Annotated in this window: 14 protein-coding genes; 4 read left to right on the top strand and 10 right to left on the bottom strand. The window is 72.4% G+C overall.

Annotated elements, in window-relative coordinates; genetic code table 11:
- Positions 1-115 precede the first annotated feature (115 nt).
- The 3 genes from AB0F18_RS21455 to AB0F18_RS21445 all read right to left on the bottom strand — a co-directional run bounded on the left by AB0F18_RS21455 (position 116) and on the right by AB0F18_RS21445 (position 5,816).
- The gene (locus AB0F18_RS21455; RefSeq protein ID WP_362062990.1) at positions 116-1,561 is read right to left on the bottom strand and encodes an aldehyde dehydrogenase family protein; all 1,446 of its coding nucleotides are present in this window, start codon (positions 1,559-1,561) and stop codon (positions 116-118) included.
- A gap of 214 nt (positions 1,562-1,775) precedes the next feature.
- Complete coding sequence (locus AB0F18_RS21450; RefSeq protein WP_362062988.1) at positions 1,776-3,356, bottom strand: PucR family transcriptional regulator ligand-binding domain-containing protein; 1,581 nt, start codon at positions 3,354-3,356, stop codon at positions 1,776-1,778.
- 135 nt (positions 3,357-3,491) lie between these two features.
- Positions 3,492-5,816, bottom strand: coding sequence for an ATP/GTP-binding protein (locus AB0F18_RS21445; RefSeq protein ID WP_362062986.1), 2,325 nt, complete (start codon positions 5,814-5,816; stop codon positions 3,492-3,494).
- A 240-nt stretch (positions 5,817-6,056) separates the two neighbouring features.
- On the opposite strand from AB0F18_RS21445, the gene gabT reads away from it, so the two are divergent.
- Together gabT and AB0F18_RS21435 are read left to right on the top strand one after the other, a co-directional pair.
- Positions 6,057-7,403 carry a 4-aminobutyrate--2-oxoglutarate transaminase gene (gene gabT, locus AB0F18_RS21440; protein ID WP_362062984.1) on the top strand — a complete coding sequence of 449 codons (1,347 nt, stop codon included), beginning with the start codon at positions 6,057-6,059 and terminating at the stop codon, positions 7,401-7,403.
- A 408-nt stretch (positions 7,404-7,811) separates the two neighbouring features.
- Entirely contained in the window at positions 7,812-8,321 is a 510-nt protein-coding gene (locus AB0F18_RS21435; RefSeq protein WP_362062982.1) for a phosphatase PAP2 family protein, read from the top strand.
- Between the two features lie 18 nt (positions 8,322-8,339).
- Here the strand turns inward: AB0F18_RS21435 and AB0F18_RS21430 are convergent, their stop codons facing one another.
- From AB0F18_RS21430 to AB0F18_RS21400, 7 genes are all read right to left on the bottom strand, one after another.
- Positions 8,340-8,795: a hypothetical protein gene (locus AB0F18_RS21430; protein ID WP_362062980.1), complete on the bottom strand. Its 456-nt coding sequence runs from the start codon at positions 8,793-8,795 to the stop codon at positions 8,340-8,342.
- 152 nt (positions 8,796-8,947) lie between these two features.
- Complete coding sequence (locus AB0F18_RS21425; RefSeq protein WP_362062978.1) at positions 8,948-10,366, bottom strand: FAD-dependent oxidoreductase; 1,419 nt, start codon at positions 10,364-10,366, stop codon at positions 8,948-8,950.
- A gap of 24 nt (positions 10,367-10,390) precedes the next feature.
- Positions 10,391-11,185, bottom strand: a complete 795-nt coding sequence (locus AB0F18_RS21420; protein WP_362062976.1) for an ABC transporter permease — start codon at positions 11,183-11,185, stop codon at positions 10,391-10,393.
- Positions 11,185-12,114 (bottom strand): ABC transporter permease, encoded by a 930-nt coding sequence (locus AB0F18_RS21415; RefSeq protein ID WP_362062974.1) that lies wholly within the window; start codon positions 12,112-12,114, stop codon positions 11,185-11,187. The genes AB0F18_RS21420 and AB0F18_RS21415 overlap by 1 nt, the downstream gene beginning before the upstream one ends.
- Positions 12,111-13,259, bottom strand: a complete 1,149-nt coding sequence (locus AB0F18_RS21410; protein WP_362062972.1) for an ABC transporter ATP-binding protein — start codon at positions 13,257-13,259, stop codon at positions 12,111-12,113. Before AB0F18_RS21410 ends, AB0F18_RS21415 begins: the two co-directional genes overlap by 4 nt.
- A gap of 69 nt (positions 13,260-13,328) precedes the next feature.
- Positions 13,329-14,576, bottom strand: a complete 1,248-nt coding sequence (locus AB0F18_RS21405) for a spermidine/putrescine ABC transporter substrate-binding protein (RefSeq protein WP_362062970.1) — start codon at positions 14,574-14,576, stop codon at positions 13,329-13,331.
- Between the two features lie 47 nt (positions 14,577-14,623).
- Entirely contained in the window at positions 14,624-16,138 is a 1,515-nt protein-coding gene (locus AB0F18_RS21400) for a gamma-aminobutyraldehyde dehydrogenase (protein WP_362063028.1), read from the bottom strand.
- A 182-nt stretch (positions 16,139-16,320) separates the two neighbouring features.
- On the opposite strand from AB0F18_RS21400, the gene AB0F18_RS21395 reads away from it, so the two are divergent.
- Together AB0F18_RS21395 and AB0F18_RS21390 are read left to right on the top strand one after the other, a co-directional pair.
- Complete coding sequence (locus AB0F18_RS21395; RefSeq protein WP_362062968.1) at positions 16,321-16,875, top strand: NADAR family protein; 555 nt, start codon at positions 16,321-16,323, stop codon at positions 16,873-16,875.
- 508 nt (positions 16,876-17,383) lie between these two features.
- The gene (locus AB0F18_RS21390; RefSeq protein ID WP_362062967.1) at positions 17,384-18,970 is read left to right on the top strand and encodes a TROVE domain-containing protein; all 1,587 of its coding nucleotides are present in this window, start codon (positions 17,384-17,386) and stop codon (positions 18,968-18,970) included.
- Positions 18,971-19,054 lie beyond the last annotated feature (84 nt).

Genomic DNA, 19,054 nt, shown 5'->3' with positions numbered 1-19,054 from the left:
CCTGTGAGTCGTACCCGTTTCGGGCGCCGGGGATTCGGGGGGCGCGGCAAAAGGGGGACGGCCGGAGCCCCCGCACAGTAGGCTCCGGCCGTCGGTCTGTGACCGTACGAGTCGGTCAGATGTCGAGGCCCGTGAGGACCAGGACGCGCTCGTACGTGTAGTCGTCCATCGCGTAGCGGACGCCCTCGCGGCCCACGCCGGACTGCTTGACGCCGCCGTACGGCATCTGGTCGGCCCGGTACGAGGGGGCGTCGCCGATGATCACGCCGCCGACCTCCAGCTCGCGGTGGGCGCGGAAGGCGACCTGGACGTCGCGGGTGAAGACGCCGGTCTGCAGGCCGAACTTCGAGTCGTTGACGGCGGCGAACGCCTCGTCGGTGTTCTCGACCCGGGTGATGGTCAGGACCGGGCCGAAGACCTCTTCGGTGGCGAGCTTGACGGCGGCCGGGACCTCGGCCAGGACGGTCGGCTCGACCGTGGCGCCGTCGCGCTTGCCGCCGGTGAGCAGCTTGGCGCCGGCGGAGACGGCCTCGTCCACCCAGGACTCGACGCGCTTGGCGGCGTCCTCGGAGACCAGCGGGCCGACGTCGGTGGCGTCGTCGGCGGGGTCGCCGGTGACCTGGGCCTGGACCTTCGCGACGACCTTCTCGACGAGGCGGTCGTAGACGGAGGCGTCGGCGATCACGCGCTGCACGGAGATGCAGGACTGGCCGGCCTGGTAGTTCGAGAAGGTCGCGATACGGGTCGCGGCCCAGTCGAGGTCGGCGTCGGAGGACCAGTCGGCGAGGACCACGGCCGCGGCGTTGCCGCCGAGCTCCAGGGTGCAGTGCTTGTGGGGCACCGACTGCTGGATGGCGTAGCCGACGGTGTCGGAGCCGGTGAAGGAGATGACCGGGAGGCGGTCGTCCTTGACCAGGGCCGGCATCTTGTCGTTGGCGACCGGCAGGACCGACCAGGAACCGGCCGGGAGGTCGGTCTCGGCGAGCAGCTCGCCGAGGATCAGACCGGAGAGCGGGGTGGCCGGGGCCGGCTTCAGGATGATCGGCGCGCCGACGGCGATGGCCGGGGCCACCTTGTGGGCGCACAGGTTCAGCGGGAAGTTGAACGGCGCGATGCCGAGGACGGGACCCTTGACGAAGCGGCGGGTCAGGGCCAGGCGGCCGACGCCGCCGGCGTCGGTGTCCAGGCGCTGGGCCTCTCCGCCGTTGAAGCGGCGGGCCTCTTCGGCGGCGAAGCGGAACACGGACACCGCACGGCCGACCTCACCGCGCGCCCACTTGATCGGCTTGCCGTTCTCGGCGGAGATCAGCTGGGCGATCTCCTCGGTGCGCTCGACGAGGCGCTTGGACACGTGGTCCAGGGCGGCGGCGCGTACGTGCGCGGGGGTCGCGGAGAACTCCGCCGTCACGGCGTACGCCGCGGCCACGGCCTCTTCCACCTGGGCGTCGGTGGGCACGCTGACGGTGCCGACGAGACGGCCGTCCCACGGGTTGTGGACGTCGAAGCTGTCCTCGCCGGTGGCCTGGCGGCCGGCCAGCCAGAAGGCGTGGGTGGAAGTCATGCGAATCCCGGCCCTTCGGTGTGTGCGGTGGTCCTTGTCCCCACCACGGTAGGACTCCGGCGGGCTTTCGGTGTTTAGCCGCGTTGGAGCACGGCCGTTGCCGCCTGCGCCGCTTTGTCACTGTCCCTTCTTGGACGCGCCGCTCGCGCGGCTGATTCAGCCCCGCCGGCGTTTGCGCGGCCCCGCGCAGCGGCACACCCGCCCCCCGGGAGGGTCAGCGCTGGGCCGGGGTGGCCTTCAGGGCGAGCCACAGCTCCATGCGGACGTCCGGGTCGTCCAGGGAGCGCCCGAGGATCTCCTCGACCCGCTTCATCCGGTAGCGGAGCGTATGCCGGTGCACCCCCAGGTCCGCCGCCGCCGCGTCCCACTGCCCGTGCCGCGCGAGCCACGCCTGCAGCGAGGCCACCAGATCCCCCCGCCCGGTCGCGTCGTGCTCCCGCAGGGCCCTCAGCGTGCCCTCCGCGAACGCCCGCACCGCGTCGTCCGCCAGCAGCGGCAGTACCGACCCCGCCGCCAGGTCCTCGTGCTCGACCAGCGGGCGCCCCCGCCGCCGGGCCACGGCCAGCGCCTGGTCGGCCTGTTTGAAGGCCGCGGCCACGCCCTCCGGCCCGGCGGGAGCCGAGAGCCCCACGACCAGTTCGTCCGGCTCCGGCCCCGACGCCTCGCGCCCGCGCCGGGACTCCAGCGCCTCCGCGTGGTCCGCGCACGCCTGCACCGCCGCTCCCCCGTCGGCGGCGAGCACCACCAGCCGTCCGGGCTCCGGCACCACCAGCAGCGCCTCCCCGGTCCGCGAGGCCGCCGACTCCACCGCGTCGGCCAGCAGCGCCAGCCCTTCCGGCTGGGCCGTCCCCGGCAGGGCCGGCTCCGCGACGACGATCCGGAACGGCGCCTCCAGCAGGGCCCCGTACAGGTCCCCGGCCACCGCCCGGGCATGGTCGGCCTCCCCCTCCAGCAGCATCCGCAGCACCGCCGCACCCAGCCGGGACTCGGCGTCGTGCAGGGACCGCGAACGTTCCGTGGTCAGGGTCAGCAGGGCGACGGCGGAGTGCACCGCGTACCGCTCGGCGGTGCCCAGCGGGGCCGCCGTCCCCACGGCGAGCGCGCCCCGGGCCCGCCGGCCGGTGCCCAGCGACTGGAGCTCGACCCGGTCCTCCGCGCCGCCCACCACCGCGCTCGCGGGCGCCGGCCGCTCGCGCAGCCGCTCCACGTCGGGGGTGAGCCGGGCGGCCCGCCGCGCGGCCCAGTCGGGCGCGGCGGCGACGACGGCGCCGGAGGTGTCGTACAGCGCGGCCCAGCCGTGCACGTGGGCCGCCAGCTTCGTCAGCAGGTCGGCCGGGCCGTCGGAGGACAGCGCGGCCCGGGTGAGCTCCCGCTGCGCCTCGAAGCCGGCGGTCACGGCCCGGTACTGGTCGGCCGCGAGGGCCGCCGACACGGCCTTGCTGATGGCGAGGAAGGGGGTGCGCCGGGGCACCTCCAGCAGCGGCAGGTCCTCCTCCCGGGCGGCCTGGACCAGCGCGTCGGGGACCGCCTCGTAGTTGACGCCGACGGCGAAGCCGATGCCGACGACCCCGGCGGCGGCGAGGCGCCGTACGTAGCGCCGCATCTCCTCGGGGTCCTCGGCGTCCAGCTTCATGGCGGTGATGAGCAGCAGCTCGCCGCCCTCCATATAGGGGACGGGGTCGGCGAGCTCGCTGACGTGGGCCCAGCGCACGGGGGTGTCGAGGCGGCTCTCCCCCGCCCGGACGCTGAGCTTGAGCGCCGAGTGCTGGACGAGCGAGGCGAGGGTGAGCGGCATCGGGTACCAGGGGCCTTCGGGGGACGGCAGGATTCAGCGGGCGGGGTGTTCTCGATCGTGGGCTCTCCCCCTCCGGGGACTTCTCCAAGTCGTATGAACGACCCCTCTCGATTCTGCCACCCCGTACGGGTCCCCTCAGCCCGTTCCGGCCAGCCGGAGCAAAAGCGGAGCCTCTCGTTCCCCCCGGACGGAGGTGAGCGAGAGCACCGCGCACCCGGGCGGTACGGCGTGCGCCAGCTCGGAGGCGGACCAGCGCTCGCGCTCCACCTGGCGCACGGTGACCGCGTCGGTGGTGACCGCCTTGCCGGTGACCATCTTGCGGAAGGCGTGGATGGCCCGGGTCAGCGGCTGGTCGGCGAAGACGGTCCGGTGGGTGACGTCGCGGGTCTCGACCCACTCGGTGCCCCAGGCCTCGGCGAAGCGCTGCCCGTCCCAGGTGGTCACCCCGGAGAAGGCCATCCGGCAGCCGACCGCCCCGAGCAGCGGGGTCCGCAGGGCCTCCGGTACGTCGTCCAGCGAGCGCAGCGCGAGCAGGACCCCGGCGTTCGCCGAGCGCAGCCGCTGGATGCCCCGGACGGTCTCCGGGGTCAGGGTGTGCGAGGCGTCGTCGAGGGCGAGGAAGGCGAACAGCGAGCGGTCGGCGCGGGCGGCGGCGGAGGCGTTGAACTGGGCGAGCAGCAGCCGGGCCAGCATCCGGGAGGCGTCGGCGTGCCCGCGCTCGGGCAGGTCCACGCGGACCCGGACGGGGTGTTCGAGGGCGCGCAGCGAGAAGGGGCGCCCCCGTCCGGTGGTGTCGAAGAAGCCGGCGAAGGCGGGCCGGTCGAGCAGGGCGATCCGGTCGGCGAGGGCCGGGCCGGGGTCGCCGTGGGCCCCGTACTGGCGCTCGCGCGCGTCGAGCTCGCGGAGCATCGCCTGGTTCCCGGCCCCTTCGAGGGCCTGGCGCAGGGAGGTCACGGCGGTGGGCACCCCGTCGAGCAGCTCGCGCAGCTCGGGCACCGAGGGGAAGCGGCCGTGCGCCGCCCGGAAGGGGCCCAGCAGCTGGGCGAGGGCGGTGGCGGCGCGGCGCACGTCGGCACCGGGGGCGTCGGCGACGAGGGCCTCGGCGAGGAGGGCGGCGGCTTCGTCGGCGTCGCCGGTGCCGCCGTAGAGGTCGAGGTCGTGGACGGAGTCGGGGTCGCCGACGCGGACCACGATGTCGTAGGACTCGTCGGGGCCGAGCCGGGACCCGGCCGCGCCGACGGCGATGACGGCGGCCTGCCCGGCCAGTGCCTGGAGCGCGAGCGACTCGACGACGGGCCGCACGAGGCGGGCGGTCTTGCCGCTGCCGGAGGGGCCGACGGCCAGCAGGGAGGTCCCGAGCACGTCGGGGCCGAGGGCGAGGCCGGTGCCGCGGCGGGCGTTGGGGTTGCGCTCCCCGTCCTCGACGGTGCCGAGCAGCACCTGGCGGGCGAGGAGGTCGTGCCGGGCGGCCCGTACCGGGAGGTCCCGGTCCCCGGAGGGGTGGACGCAGGCGGCGGCACCCTTGTCGCGGACGGCTTCGGCGAAGGCCGACAGCCGGGCGGGGTCGGCGCGCACGCCCTCCCAGGCCCGCCGGATCCGCGCGTAGTCCACATCGTTCATCCGCCCGCCCCGCACCTCCCCCCCAAGCCGCTCGGCCTCCCCCCCAAGCCCGGCATCCCGCAACTCGGGCCAGCCGACGGGGTCTGCCACGGGCTCCGCCACGGATACAGGGGCGGTCCTGGAGCGCTCGTCGGGGCCGGACCTGCGGGCCAGCCGGACGAAGAAGACGACGACCGGCGCGAAGACGACCGCGTACACGAGGAGGGTGACCAGGTTGACCGTGCCCGGGCTCATGTCCTCGTAGGGCAGGTGCCCGCCGACCAGCCCCAGCACGGTCAGTGTGTTCGTCCAGATCAGCAGCGCCACGAAGAGCGCCCCGGCCGTCGCACCGGCCACCCTGGCCCGCGGTCCGCGGGCCGCGACGAGCCGTTCGAAGGCCAGGCTCCAGGAGCCGAGACGGCTGAACCAGACCACCAGCACGGCCGTCACCAGGAGCACGTACGCCTGGAGGGCAGCGGTGCCGCGGCCGTCCACCGGACCGCCGTCCAGCGGCTTCCACCAGTCACGCGGGGTGAACAGCTTCACCGGAAGGTCGGTGTAGGGGATGTAGTTGTTGGTGATCAGGGACCAGACCAGCACGCACGCCAGGAACGAGATGACCGCCCCGCTGAGCAGCGACCGGTCGCCGACGGGGTCCGTCGCGCTGCCCTTGCGCGGTACGTACCCGAAGCGCCACACCCCCGGTTCGGCCTGCGGGCGCGGCGTGCGGAGCCACTCCTCCAGCGGGGCGCCGACGGCCGGCGCGTGCCGTGGTTTCGGCGGGGCCGTGGTGGGTGCGGACGGGTGGGGGACGTGTCCCGCCCGGGTCGCCCGTCCCTCGTTGGTGCCCTCGCTGTCCATGAACCCCTGCCCCCTGCCGTTCCCTGTAACACCGCGGCGCTCAATCTAGTGCCCGGCCCGCCACTTGGGCCCGTACCCCGGCCTGATCCACGGCCCCCGCGCCGTTTCGTTCCTATGGCCGTCACGGACAAGGACACGCGGTCACCACTCCCTAACGGAGCATGCCTTACCCCCTCCCCCGGGCCTAGCCTGCGGACAAAGACACAAGTGCGTCCGAAAACACCCCCCAGGGAGCCCTCTATGACCGCTGTCCCGCAGGAGCGCCGCATCGTCACCGCGATCCCCGGCCCCAAGTCGCAGGAGCTGCAGGCCCGCCGCCTTGAGACGGTGGCCGGCGGCGTGGGCTCCGTGCTCCCCGTCTTCACGGCCCGCGCGGGCGGCGGCATCATCGAGGACGTCGACGGCAACCGCCTGATCGACTTCGGCTCCGGCATCGCCGTGACCTCCGTCGGCGCCTCCGCCGAGGCCGTCGTGCGCCGCGCCTCCGCGCAGCTCGCCGACTTCACCCACACCTGCTTCATGGTCACCCCCTACGAGGGCTACGTCGAGGTCTGCGAGGCCCTCGCCGAGCTGACCCCGGGCACCCACGCGAAGAAGTCGGCCCTGTTCAACTCGGGCGCCGAGGCCGTCGAGAACGCCGTCAAGATCGCCCGTGCGTACACCAAGCGCCAGGCCGTCGTCGTCTTCGACCACGGCTACCACGGCCGTACGAACCTCACGATGGCGCTGACGGCGAAGAACATGCCGTACAAGCACGGCTTCGGTCCGTTCGCCCCCGAGGTCTACCGCGTCCCGGTCGCCTACGGCTACCGCTGGCCCACCGGCGCCGAGAACTGCGGCCCCGAGGCCGCCGCCCAGGCGATCGACAACATCACCAAGCAGATCGGCGCCGAGAACGTCGCCGCGATCATCATCGAGCCGGTCCTCGGCGAGGGCGGCTTCATCGAGCCGGCCAAGGGCTTCCTGCCGGCGATCGTGAAGTTCGCCAACGAGAACGGCATCGTCTTCGTCGCCGACGAGATCCAGTCCGGCTTCTGCCGCACCGGCCAGTGGTTCGCGTGCGAGGACGAGGGCATCGTCCCGGACCTGATCACCACCGCCAAGGGCATCGCGGGCGGTCTGCCGCTCGCCGCCGTGACGGGCCGCGCCGAGATCATGGACGCCGCGCACGCGGGCGGCCTGGGCGGCACCTACGGCGGCAACCCGGTGGCCTGCGCCGGTGCGCTCGGCTCCATCGAGACCATGAAGGAGCTCGACCTCAACGCCAAGGCGAAGAACATCGAGTCCCTCATGAAGTCGCGCCTGTCCGCGATGCAGGAGAAGTACGACATCATCGGCGACATCCGCGGCCGCGGCGCCATGATCGCGATCGAGCTCGTCAAGGACCCCGCGTCCAAGACCCCGTTCCCGGAGGCGGCCGGCGCGCTCGCCAAGGCCTGCCACGCCGAGGGCCTGCTCGTCCTCACCTGCGGCACCTACGGCAACGTGCTCCGCTTCCTGCCGCCGCTGGTCATCAGCGACGAGCTGCTGAACGAGGGCCTGGACCTCATCGAGGCGGCCTTCGCGGCCATCGGCACGGACGTCTGAGCGAGCCGCCGAACACAGAGCCCGCCGGTACCGCCGGTAACGGTCGGGCACTGTGAAGAAGCTGTGGGGGGCCGATGACAAGAGGCCGTTCCTGCTGTCGGTCCCCCCTCGGCTGCCGTACGGTTTCTGCAGATGAGTGAGACAGACCGCTCCCGGGCAACCGGGGGCGATACCGGTACCGGGCTTCCCCAGCGCCGTACTGGGCTTGCGTTCGCGCACACTCCTCTCCGATCGGACGGCCGTCCGCCCCAAACCCCCCGGGGCGTACGGCAACCCGATCCGGGCGGCCGTCCCGGAACCATCCCCCCTGTTCCGGGACGGCCGGCCTCTTTCCTCCCCCTCCTCCTGGCAGGACTGAGCGCCGCCCTCTTCGGCCTGATCACCTGGCAGGTCCTCGTCGGGGGCCCGTTGCTGTCCCCGGACCGGGCGCTGAGCCGCGCCCTGGTGCGCACCGTCCCCGACGCCGTCACCGAACGCCTCGCGGACCTCGGGAACGTCCCGGTCGCCCTCCCCGTCCTCGCCCTGGCCATGGCGTACGCCGTCCGGCGCGGCCACCGCTTCGCCGCGCTCGCGGCCGCTCTGGCGATGGCCCTGGTCCCGGCGCTGATCGTCCCCCTCAAGGAGTGGACCGCCCGCCCGGGCCCGCTGGAGCCCTGGGCCGCCGGCTACTACCCCTCGGGCCACACGGCGACGGCCCTGACGGCCTACACGGCCGCGGCCCTCCTCCTCACCCCGCACACCCGCCGCCCCTGGCCCCTCCCCGCCGCGGCCGCCCTGACGGCCCTGACCGCGACGGGGCTGGTCCTGCGCGGCTTCCACTGGCCTCTGGACGTGCTGGCCAGCCTCCTGATGTGCACCCCGCTGCTGCTGGGCGTGCGGTGGGCGGTCGGCCGGAGCAGGCGTCGCAGTTCCGGCTGAACCCCCGGCCGCCGAAGGTCACCGCTCCCCCGTCAGGGCCCTGGCCGCCGCCTCGTGCAGCGCGAGCTCCAGCAGCGCCGGGTCGGTGAGGGTGCCCCGGCCGTCCGGGAATTCCAGCCAGCGCGGGCCGGCCGTCGTCCGGCCGGGGTACGGGACCGCGATCCAGCTGCCGCGCCCCGCTCCCCGTACGCCCGTGCCGATCCAGCGGGAGGCGGTCCCGGGGGGTACGAAGAAGCCCAGGCGGGCGGTGCGGGGGGCGGCGAGGACGGGGCCGGGCGGGGCGGGCAGCATCCGCAGGACGCCGAGGGCGGCCGCGCCCAGCTCCCCCGGGACGATCAGCAGGTCCCACTGCCGGCCGGCGGGCAGCAGGGCCACCCCGAGGGGGCCGCGCTCCCACTCCCACCGGCAGGCCTCCGGATCCGGCGCCGCCGCCGCCAGCCACTCCACTGCCGTCCTGGTCCCCGGGAACGCCATCGCCCGGCCTCCGTTCGTCTCGCGAGGTGAGGGTTTCTCACCGGGAGAGAACGGGGCCGGGCGGATCTATGACGCGGGTTGCGTTACTCCGAGCAGGTGAAGCGGCTCACCACCCGGCGCGGGTGTGTGCCGGGGCGCGCCGGCCGGCGTCCTCAGCTGTCGAAGCCGAGGCCGAAGCGGTCCAGGGCCTTGAGCCACAGGTTGCGGTGGCCGCCCCGGGCGTCGGCGCGGGCCAGCGACCACTTGGTGAGGGCGATCCCGGTCCAGGCGAGCGGTTCGGGCGGGAACGGCATCGGCTTGGACCTGACCATCTCCAGCCGGGTGCGCTCGGTGGAGAGCCCGTCCAGCAGGTCCAGCATCACGTCCGCGCCGAAGCGGGTCGCGCCCACCCCGAGCCCGGTGTACCCGGCCGCGTAGGCGACCCGGCCGGAGTGGGCGGTGCCGAAGAACGCCGAGAAGCGGGAGCAGGTGTCGATGGCCCCGCCCCAGGCGTGGCTGAAGCGCAGGCCCTCCAGCTGCGGGAAGGCGGTGAAGAAGTGCTCCGCCAGCTTGAGGTAGGTCTCCGGGCGGTGGTCGTACTCCGAGTCGAGCTTGCCCCGGTAGGGGTAGATCGCGTCGTAGCCGCCCCACAGGATCCGGTTGTCCTTGGTGATGCGGAAGTAGTGGAACTGGTTGGCGCTGTCGCCCAGCCCCGGCCGGTTCTTCCAGCCGACGGAGGCCAGCTGCTCCTCGGTCAGCGGCTCGGTCATCAGCGCGTAGTCGTAGACCGGGACGGTGAACGGGCGCACGCGCTTGACCAGCGACGGGAAGATGTTGGTGCCCAGGGCGACCCGGCGGGCCAGGATCGTGCCGTACGGGGTCTCCACCGTCATCCCGCGTCCGGCCCGCGCCATCTTCAGGCCGCGGGTGTTCTCGTAGATCCGCACGCCCTGCTCCAGGCAGGCCCGCTTCAGACCCCAGGCCAGCTTGGCGGGGTTGAGCATGGCGACGCCGTCGCGGTCCCACAGGCCGGCGAGGAAGGTGGGCGAGTCGACCTCCGCGCGCAGGGCCTCGCCCTCCAGCCATTCGGAGCCGTCCGCGAGGCCGAGCCGCCGGGCCTCCTCGTACAGTTCGCGCAGCTCCTCGACCTGGTGCGGCTCGGTGGCCACGTCGATCTCGCCGGTGCGCTCGAAGTCGCAGTCGATGCCGTAGCGGGCGACCGCCTCCTCGATGGCGTCGAGGTTGCGGGCGCCGAGCTCCTCCAGCTTGGCCAGCTCGCCGGGCCAGCGGGCGAGGCCGTTGGCGAAGCCGTGGGTGAGGGAGGCCGCGCAGAAACCGCCGTTGCGGCCGGAGGCGGCCCAGCCCGCCTCCTTGCTCTCGATCAGTACGACGTCCCGGCCGGGGTCGCGCTCCTTGGCGAGGAGCGCGGTCCACAGCCCGCTGTATCCGCCTCCGACGACCAGCAGGTCGCAGCGCTCGTCGGAGGTGAGGGCCGGCTGCGGGTCGGGGCGGCCGGGGTCGTCCAGCCAGTACGAGACCGGCTTCGCTTCGGAAAGGGATTTCGCAACACTACGCATGGCGACTGGGGCCATGGCTTCCAACTCCCTACGGGGGATCTACTTCGGTTGTGCCTTCTTGCGGCGGTTGCCGGCCCACTGGCCGGCGAGGACCACCAGCACCGCGATGACGAACATCGCCGTGCCGATGACGTTGATCTGGACGGGCGTACCGCGCTGGGCCGAGCCCCACACGAACATGGGGAAGGTGACGGTGTTGCCCGAGTTGAAGTTGGTGATGATGAAGTCGTCGAACGAGAGCGCGAAGGACAGCAGCGCACCCGCCGCGATACCGGGGGCCGCGATCGGCAGGGTGACGCGCAGGAAGGTCTGCACCGGTCCGGCGTAGAGGTCGCGGGCGGCCTCCTCCAGCCTCGGGTCCATCGACAGGACGCGCGCCTTGACGGCGGCGACGACGAAGCTGAGGCAGAACATCACGTGCGCGATCAGGATGGTCCAGAAGCCCAGCTGGATGCCCATGTTGAGGAACAGGGCGAGCAGCGAGGCGGCCATCACGATCTCGGGCATGGCCATCGGCAGGAAGATCAGCGAGTTGACCGCCCCGCGCGCCCGGAAGCGGTAGCGCACCAGCGCGAAGGCTATGGCGGTGCCGAGGGCGGTGGCGCCGATGGTGGCCCACAGGGCGATCTGGAGGGAGAGCGCGAGGGAGCCGCACAGGTCGGCGACCCCGCAGGGGTCCTTCCAGGCGTCGAGGGAGAACTCCTGCCAGGCGTAGTTGAAGCGGCCGGTGGGGTTGTTGAAGGAGAACACCGTCACGACGACGTTCGGCAGGATCATGTAGGCGAGCGTGCCGAGGCCCGCGATGACGACGAGATTGCGGCGGAGCCAACGCATCAGACCAGGTCCTCCGTTCCCGCTCGGCGGATGTAGACGGTGACCATGATCAGCACGATGGCCATGAGGATGAAGGACAGCGCGGCCGCCGTCGGGTAATCGAGGATCCGCAGGTACTGCGACTGGATGACGTTGCCGATCATCCGGGTGTCCGTGGAGCCGAGCAGCTCCGCGTTGACGTAGTCGCCGCTCGCGGGGATGAAGGTCAGCAGGGTCCCGGAGACCACGCCCGGCATCGAGAGCGGGAAGGTCACCTTGCGGAACACCGTGGCCGGGGTGGCGTACAGGTCGCCGGCGGCCTCGTGGAGGCGGGCGTCGATGCGCTCCAGCGAGGTGTAGAGCGGCAGGATCATGAAGGGGAGGAAGTTGTACGTCAGGCCGCAGACGACGGCGAGCGGCGTGGCCAGCACCCGGTTCCCCTCGGTCATGCCGAGCCAGGTGGTGACGTCGAGGAAACCGACCGCGTTGAGGGCGCTGACCACCGGGCCGCCGTCGGCCAGGATCGTCTTCCAGGCCAGGGTGCGGATCAGGAAGCTGGTGAAGAACGGGGCGATGACGAGAACCAGCAGGAGGTTTCGCCAGCGGCCCGCCCGGAAGGCGATCAGGTAGGCCAGCGGGTAGCCCAGCAGCAGGCACAGGACCGTCGCGGTGCCGGCGTAGACCAGGGAGCGCAGGAACTGCGGGAGGTACTCGGTGAAGGCGTCCCAGTAGGTCTGGAAGTGCCAGGTGACCTTGAAGCCCTCTTCGAGGGAGCCGGTCTGCACCGAGGTGGAGGCCTGGTAGACCATCGGCAGCACGAAGAAGACGAGCAGCCAGAGGATGCCGGGCAGCAGCAGCCAGTACGGGATCAGGCGCTTGCGCAGCGAGGCCCGGTGGACCGGGGGCTCGGGCGGGGCGGCGGCCTGCGGGGGCGCGGCGGTGGCGGTCACGCGCTCTCCTCGACGGTCTCGATGCCCGCCTCGATGTCCATGTTGGCGTCGAGGCCGAAGGTGTGCTCGGGGTTCCAGTGCAGGACGACCTCGGCGCCGGGGACCAGGCGGGCGTCGCGCTCGATGTTCTGGACGTAGACCTCCAGCTCGGGGCAGACCCGGCTGTCGATCACGTACTGGGTGGAGACGCCGATGAAGGAGGAGTCGGCGATCTTCCCCGTGATCTTGTTGCGGCCGGCCGCGATGGTGTGCTCCTCCTCGGCCGGGACCAGTGAGATCTTCTCGGGGCGCACGCCGACCAGCAGCTTTCCGCCGGTGCGGGGCGTGGTCGAACACCGTGCGGCGGGCAGCCGGAGCGTGGCGCCCGAGGCCGAGACGGCGACGTCCGTACCGGTGGACTCCACCGAGGCCTCGATCAGGTTGGAGGTGCCGAGGAAGTTCGCGACGAAGGTGGTGCGCGGGTTCTCGTAGAGCTCGGCGGGGGCGCCCAGCTGCTCGACGCGGCCGCCGTTCATCACGGCGACCGTGTCGGCCATGGTCATGGCCTCCTCCTGGTCGTGCGTGACGTGCACGAAGGTGATGCCGACCTCGGTCTGGATCCGCTTGAGCTCCAGCTGCATCTGGCGGCGCAGCTTGAGGTCGAGGGCGCCGAGGGGCTCGTCGAGCAGGAGGACCTGGGGGTGGTTGATGAGGGCACGGGCGACGGCCACGCGCTGCTGCTGTCCGCCGGAGAGCTGGTGGGGCTTCTTGCGGGCGTGCTCGCCGAGCTGGACGAGGTCGATCATGTCGTCGACCTGCTTCTTGACCGACTTGATGCCGCGGCGGCGCAGGCCGAACGCGATGTTCTCGAAGATGTCCATGTGCGGGAAGAGCGCGTAGCTCTGGAACACGGTGTTCACCGGGCGCTTGTACGGCGGCAGGTGGGTGACCTCGCGGTCGCCCAGGCCGATGGTGCCGGTGGAGGGCTCCTCCAGGCCGGCGATCATGCGCAGGGTGGTGGTCTTCCCGCATCCCGAGGCGCCGAGCAGGGCGAAGAAGGAGCCCTGGGGGATGGTGAGGTCCAGCGGGTGCACGGCGGTGAAGGAGCCGTAGTGCTTGCTGATCCCGGCGAGGCGGACGTCGCCGCTCGCGGTGCTGTCGGTCATGGGCCTGGGCCTTCGGTGGTGTGTCGTGGGAGGGGGACGGGGCGCGGTCGGCGGCCGGTGGGGGGCCGGTCAGGCGCCGATGAGCTTGGCGAACTTCTCCTCGAACGCCGTCTCTTCCTCGCTGCTGAGGGAGCGGAAGGCGTGGGCCTTGGCGGCCATCTCCTTGTCCGGGACGATCAGCGGGTTGTCCGCGAGCTCCGGCTTGATCTTGGCGAGCTCGTCCTTGACCCCGTCGACCGGGCACACGTAGCTGATGAACGCGGCCAGCTGCGCTGCCACTTCGGGCTCGTAGTAGTAGTCGATGAGCTTTTCGGCGTTGGCCTTGTGGCGGGCCTTGGCGGGGACCAGCAGGTTGTCGCTGGAGGTGATGTAGCCGGCGGCCGGGATGGCGTATTGGATGTCGGGGTTGCCGGCCTGGAGCTGGATGACGTCGCCCGCCCAGGCGAGGCAGGCCGCCAGGTCGCCCTTGTCGAGGTCAGCGGTGTAGTCGTTGCCGGTGAAGCGGCGGATCTGCTTGGTGTCCACGCCCTTCTGGAGGCGGCCGATGGCGGCGTCGTAGTCCGCGGTGGTGAACTTCGCCGGGTCCTTGCCCTGGTCGAGGAGGGTCATGCCGACGGTGTCGCGCATCTCGGTGAGGAAGCCGACGCGGCCCTTGAGGGTGGGGTCGTCGAGCAGCTGGGTGACGGAGTCGACCTTCTTGCCGCCGGTGGCCTTGGCGTTGTAGGCGATGACGGTGTCGATGCCGGTCCAGGGGTAGCTGTGGGCGCGGCCCGGGTCCCAGTCGGGGTTGCGGAACTGGGGGATCAGGTTGGCGTAGGCGTGGGGGAGGTTCGACGGGTCCAGCTTCTGCGCCCAGCCGAGGCGGATGATGCGGGCGGCGAGCCAGTCGGTGACCACGATCAGGTCGCGGCCGGTGTCCTGGCCGGCCGCGAGCTGCGGGCGGATCTTGCCGAAGAACTCGACGTTGTCGTTGATGTCCTCGGTGTACTTGACCTCTATGCCGGTGCGCTTGGCGAACGCCTCCAGCGTCGGGCGGGACTTCTCGTCGTCGCTCGTGTCCATGTACTCGGTCCAGTTGGAGAAGTTGATCTCCTTCTCCTGGGCCGAGTGGTCGTCGGACGGTGCCGCCTGGCCCTCGCGCTTGGCGGGCGGGATTCCGCAGGCGGTGAGGGCGGCGAGGCCGCCCAGGGTGAGCGCCCCGGCTCCGGAGGCGCGCAGCAGCGAGCGGCGGGTGAGGGCGCCGCGGCCACTGGTGAGACTGCGCCGCATCGCGGCGAGTTGCGCCGCCGAGAGGCGGTCGGGCTCGAACTGCTCCATGCGCGTTGCCCTTTCGGGAGGGAGGGCCGCTGGTCGGGCGGCGGTTGCTATCGGTCCCCGAAGATCGTGCGGTGCCAGTCCTTGGCGGCTACCGCGGTGTTGTCGTACATCACGTGCTTGACCTGCGTGTATTCCTCGAAAGAGTACGAGCTCATGTCCTTTCCGAAGCCACTCGCCTTGTAGCCTCCGTGCGGCATCTCACTGATGATCGGGATGTGGTCGTTGACCCAGACGCAGCCGGCCTTGAGCTCGCGGGTGGCCCGGCCCGCCCGGTAGAGGTCCCGGGTCCAGGCGGAGGCGGCGAGGCCGTACGGGGTGTCGTTGGCCAGGGCGAGGCCCTCGTCGTCGGTGTCGAAGGGCAGGGCGACGAGGACCGGGCCGAAGATCTCGGACTGGACGGCCTCGCTGTCCTGGGCGGCGCCGGTGATCAGGGTGGGCCGGTAGTAGGCGCCCTCGGCCAGCTCCCCCCGGGGGATCTCGCCGCCGGTGACGACGGTGGCGTACGCGCGGGCGCGCTCGACGAAGGCGGCGACGCGGTCGCGCTGGGCGTGGGAGACCAGCGGGCCGAGGTCGGTGGAGGCGGCGAAGGGGTCGCCCAGGCGGACGGTCTCCATCAGCTCGGCGACGCGGGCGGTGAAGGCGTCGAACAGGGGGCGCTGGACGTAGGCGCGGGTGGCGGCGGTGCAGTCCTGGCCGGTGTTGATGAGGGAGGCGGCGACGGCGCCGTGGGCGGCGGCCTCCACGTCGGCGTCGTCGAACACCACGAAGGGGGCCTTGCCGCCGAGCTCCAGGTGGAGCCGCTTGACGGTGGCGGTGGCGATCTCGGCGACCCGCTTGCCGACGGCGGTGGAGCCGGTGAAGGAGGTCATGACCACGTCGGGGTGGCCGACCAGGTGCTCGCCCGCGTCGCGGCCGGCGCCGGTGACGATGTTGATCACCCCGTCGGGGATGCCGGCCTCCCGGGCCGCCTGGGCGAACATCAGGGAGGTTAGGGGGGTGAGCTCGGCGGGCTTGAGGACGATGGTGTTGCCCGCGGCGACGGCCGGGAGGATCTTCCAGGCGGCCATCTGGAGGGGGTAGTTCCAGGGGGCGATGGAGCCGACCACGCCGATGGCCTCGCGGCGTACGTAGGAGGTGTGGTCGCCGGAGTACTCGCCGGCCGCCTGGCCCTGGAGGTGGCGGGCCGCGCCGGCGAAGAAGGCGGTGTTGTCGATGGTCCCGGGGACGTCGAACTCGGTGGACAGCTTGAGCGGCTTGCCGCACTGCAGGGACTCGGCGTACGCGAAGTCCTCCGCCTGCTGGGTGAGTACGGCGGCCAGCCGGTGCAGGGCGTCCGAGCGCTCGCCGGGGGTGGCGGCCGACCAGGCCGGGAAGGCCCGCTTGGCGGCGGCGACGGCCTCGTCCACGTCGGCCGGACCGGCCAGCTCATAGGTGAGCACCTCCTGGCCGGTGGCGGGGTCGACCACGGTGTGCGACCGCCCCGAGGTGCCGGCCCGGAGCCGGCCGTCGATGTACTGCGCGCCGTCTGCGAAGCGGTCCTTGACCTGGAAGCGGTTACCCATCACGCTCTCACGCTCTCCGTAGGTACAGCTCGAATTGAGTGCCGATCCTGACAGAGGGCTTCCCCTCCGCCAAGGGATTCCGTTGTTGCCTTTTGATTACGCGACGGAATCGGTCGACCATGTGTCGAGGCGCGCCGCAAATCCCGTACGAAGTGTCAGTGGTGGCTGACAGACTCGCGTGCATGGAGAAGATCGACGCCTTGATCCGGCAGGTCAGCCGTGGTGAGCGGGTGAAGTTCCTGCCCTTCTGGGGGCACCGGCCGCGGCCCGACGGGAGCCTGGGGCCGAGCTGTCTGAGCCAGTGGTGGCCGTCGCCCTTCACTGTGGGTGACGTCCGCTACGCGACGGCCGAGCACTGGATGATGGCCGGAAAGGCCCGTCTGTTCGAGGACCCGGAGGCGGAGCGGGCGGCGCTGGAGGCGAGGACTCCGGCCCAGGCCAAGAACGCCGGGCGGCTGGTGCGCGGCTTCGACGAGGCGATATGGGAGCGGGAGCGGTTCGCGCTGGTCGTGGCGGGCAGCGTGCACAAGTTCGGCTCCGACCCGGCGCTGCGCGCGTACCTGCTGGGTACGGGGTCGCGGGTGCTGGTGGAGGCGAGCCCGGTGGACCGCATCTGGGGCATCGGGCTGCCCCCGGACGACGACCGCGTCCTGGACCCGGCGAGCTGGCGGGGCCTGAACCTGCTGGGCTTCGCGCTGATGGAGGCGCGGACCCGGCTGCGTGAAGGGGCCTCCTGAGGGACCGGGGGCCTCGTAAATACGTGGCGGGGTCCCCGGGGCGGGACCTAACGTCGTGGGTGTCCAGGTGCGAAGGCGAGACCTACTTCGACTACTCATCGGGTGGTCGCGGGTTCGAGTCCCGCCACCGGTACTCGTGCCGGTGTAGCTCAGTTGGCAGAGCACCTTGTGGTTTCGCCGGCCTTGTTCTCTGGACACTTTTCGTCACGCACCTCCCGGTGCGCCCGGCAGCGGCTACTTCTTGCAGAAATCACGCCGCAGCCACTTCTGATCTCGGGAGGCCCGCGTGGGGGATGCCCGGTGCGCAGGCGACGGTTACTTCGGGGACCCGGAGGTCGTGGGTTCGAATCCCACCCGGCCCGACACCCGCGAGGGCGAGGGCCGGTGGAGCAGCTTGGAAGCTCGCCGGGCATATATGTACCGCCGCCGACCCTGACCTCGGGCATCCCCCACACGGCACGCCTCCCCCCTCTTCTGCCTCTGCGCCCATGAATTCGGGGGGATTCACATGGCTCGTTTCAACCAGCGCGCGTCCAAGACCGCGCCCGCCTCGCCCGTGCGCTCCACGGGCCGGCGCGCCGCCAACCACCACGGCAGCCCCGGCTTCCTCCGCGACGCCCGCTCCGAGCTGTTCCTGCTGGCCGTCGCCAACTTCGTCACGCAGGACACCGCCTACGAAGCCGGCGGGGAGCGCGACGACCGCTACACCGCGCTGGTGCGCAGGCTCGCCGTCGAGGATCCGGAGTGGACCGCCGGCCTGCTGCGCTGGCTGCGCCGCGACGGCAGCATGCGTACGGCCTCCCTCGTCGGCGCCGCCGAGTACGTCAAGGCGCGCCTCGACGCCGGTGCGACGGAGGGCCCCTCGAACCGGCAGGTCGTGGACTCGGTGCTGCTGCGCGCCGACGAGCCGGGAGAGCTGCTGGCCTACTGGACGGCCGCGTACGGCCGGAACGTGCCCAAGCCCGTGAAGCGCGGCATCGCCGACGCCGTGCGCCGGCTCTACTCCGGTGCCTCGCTGCTGAAGTACGACACGGCCTCCAAGGGCTACCGCTTCGGTGACGTGCTGAACCTGGTGCACGCCTCGCCCGACCCGGCCAAGCCCTGGCAGGGCGAGCTGTTCCGGTACGCCCTCGACCGGCGCCACCACCCCGAGACCGCCGAGGTGCCGGCCGGCAACCGCACCCTGACCGCCCACCGGGAGCTCATGGAGCTGCCGGTGGAGCGGCGCAGGGCCGTGGTCACCGCCGGGGACGGCGCCGAGCGGCTCGCGGAGGCGGGCATGACGTGGGAGGCGCTGGCCGGCTGGCTCCAGGGGCCCATGGACGCGGCCGCGTGGGAGGCGGTCATCCCGTCGATGGGCGCGATGGCCCTGCTGCGGAACCTGCGCAACTTCGACCAGGCCGGGGTCTCGGACGCGGTGGCGGAGCGGGTCGCGGCGAAGGTGAGCGATCCGGAGTCGGTCGCCCGGTCGCGGCAGTTCCCCTTCCGCTACCTGGCCGCGTACCAGCACGCGCCCTCGCTGCGCTGGTCGTACCCGCTGGAGAAGGCGCTCGGGCATTCGCTGGCCAACGTGCCGGAGCTGCCCGGGCGGACGCTGGTCCTGGTCGACCGCTCCGGGTCGATGTGGTCGCCGCTGTCGGCGCGCTCGCAGCTCAACCGGGCCGACGCGGCCGCCGTCTTCGGCGCGGCGCTGGCCCTGCGGGCCGAGCGGGCGGACCTGGTGCAGTTCGGGACCGGGAGCAAGGAGGTCGCGTACCGGCGGGGCGAGTCGGTGCTCAAGGTGCTGGAGCGGTTCGGGAGCCTCGGCGGTACGAACACCGCGGAGGCCGTGCGCCGGCACTACAAGGGCCACGACCGGGTCCTGATCGTCACCGACGAGCAGGCCACGTACCACTACGGCGGCGACCCGACGGCCGTGGTGCCTGAGAAGGTCCCCGTCTACACGTGGAACCTCGCCGGGTACCGGGTGGGCCACGCCCCCTCCGGGGCGGCGAACCGGCACACCTTCGGCGGGCTCACGGACGCGGCGTTCCGCATGGTCTCCCTGATCGAGGGCGGCCGGAACGCCGACTGGCCGTGGGAGGAGGCCGCTTAGGGGATGCGGATCAGGGCCGGGCGCGGGGCGGTGGGGGCCCGGGCCCGCCCGCCGGGGGGGGGGGGGGGCGGGGACCCCGTGGCG

This window comes from Streptomyces sp. NPDC029216 (assembly GCF_040648015.1).
Taxonomy (GTDB): Bacteria; Actinomycetota; Actinomycetes; order Streptomycetales; family Streptomycetaceae; genus Streptomyces.
Note: the sequence above shows the minus strand (reverse complement) of the source record. Positions and strands in the feature narration are given on the sequence as shown.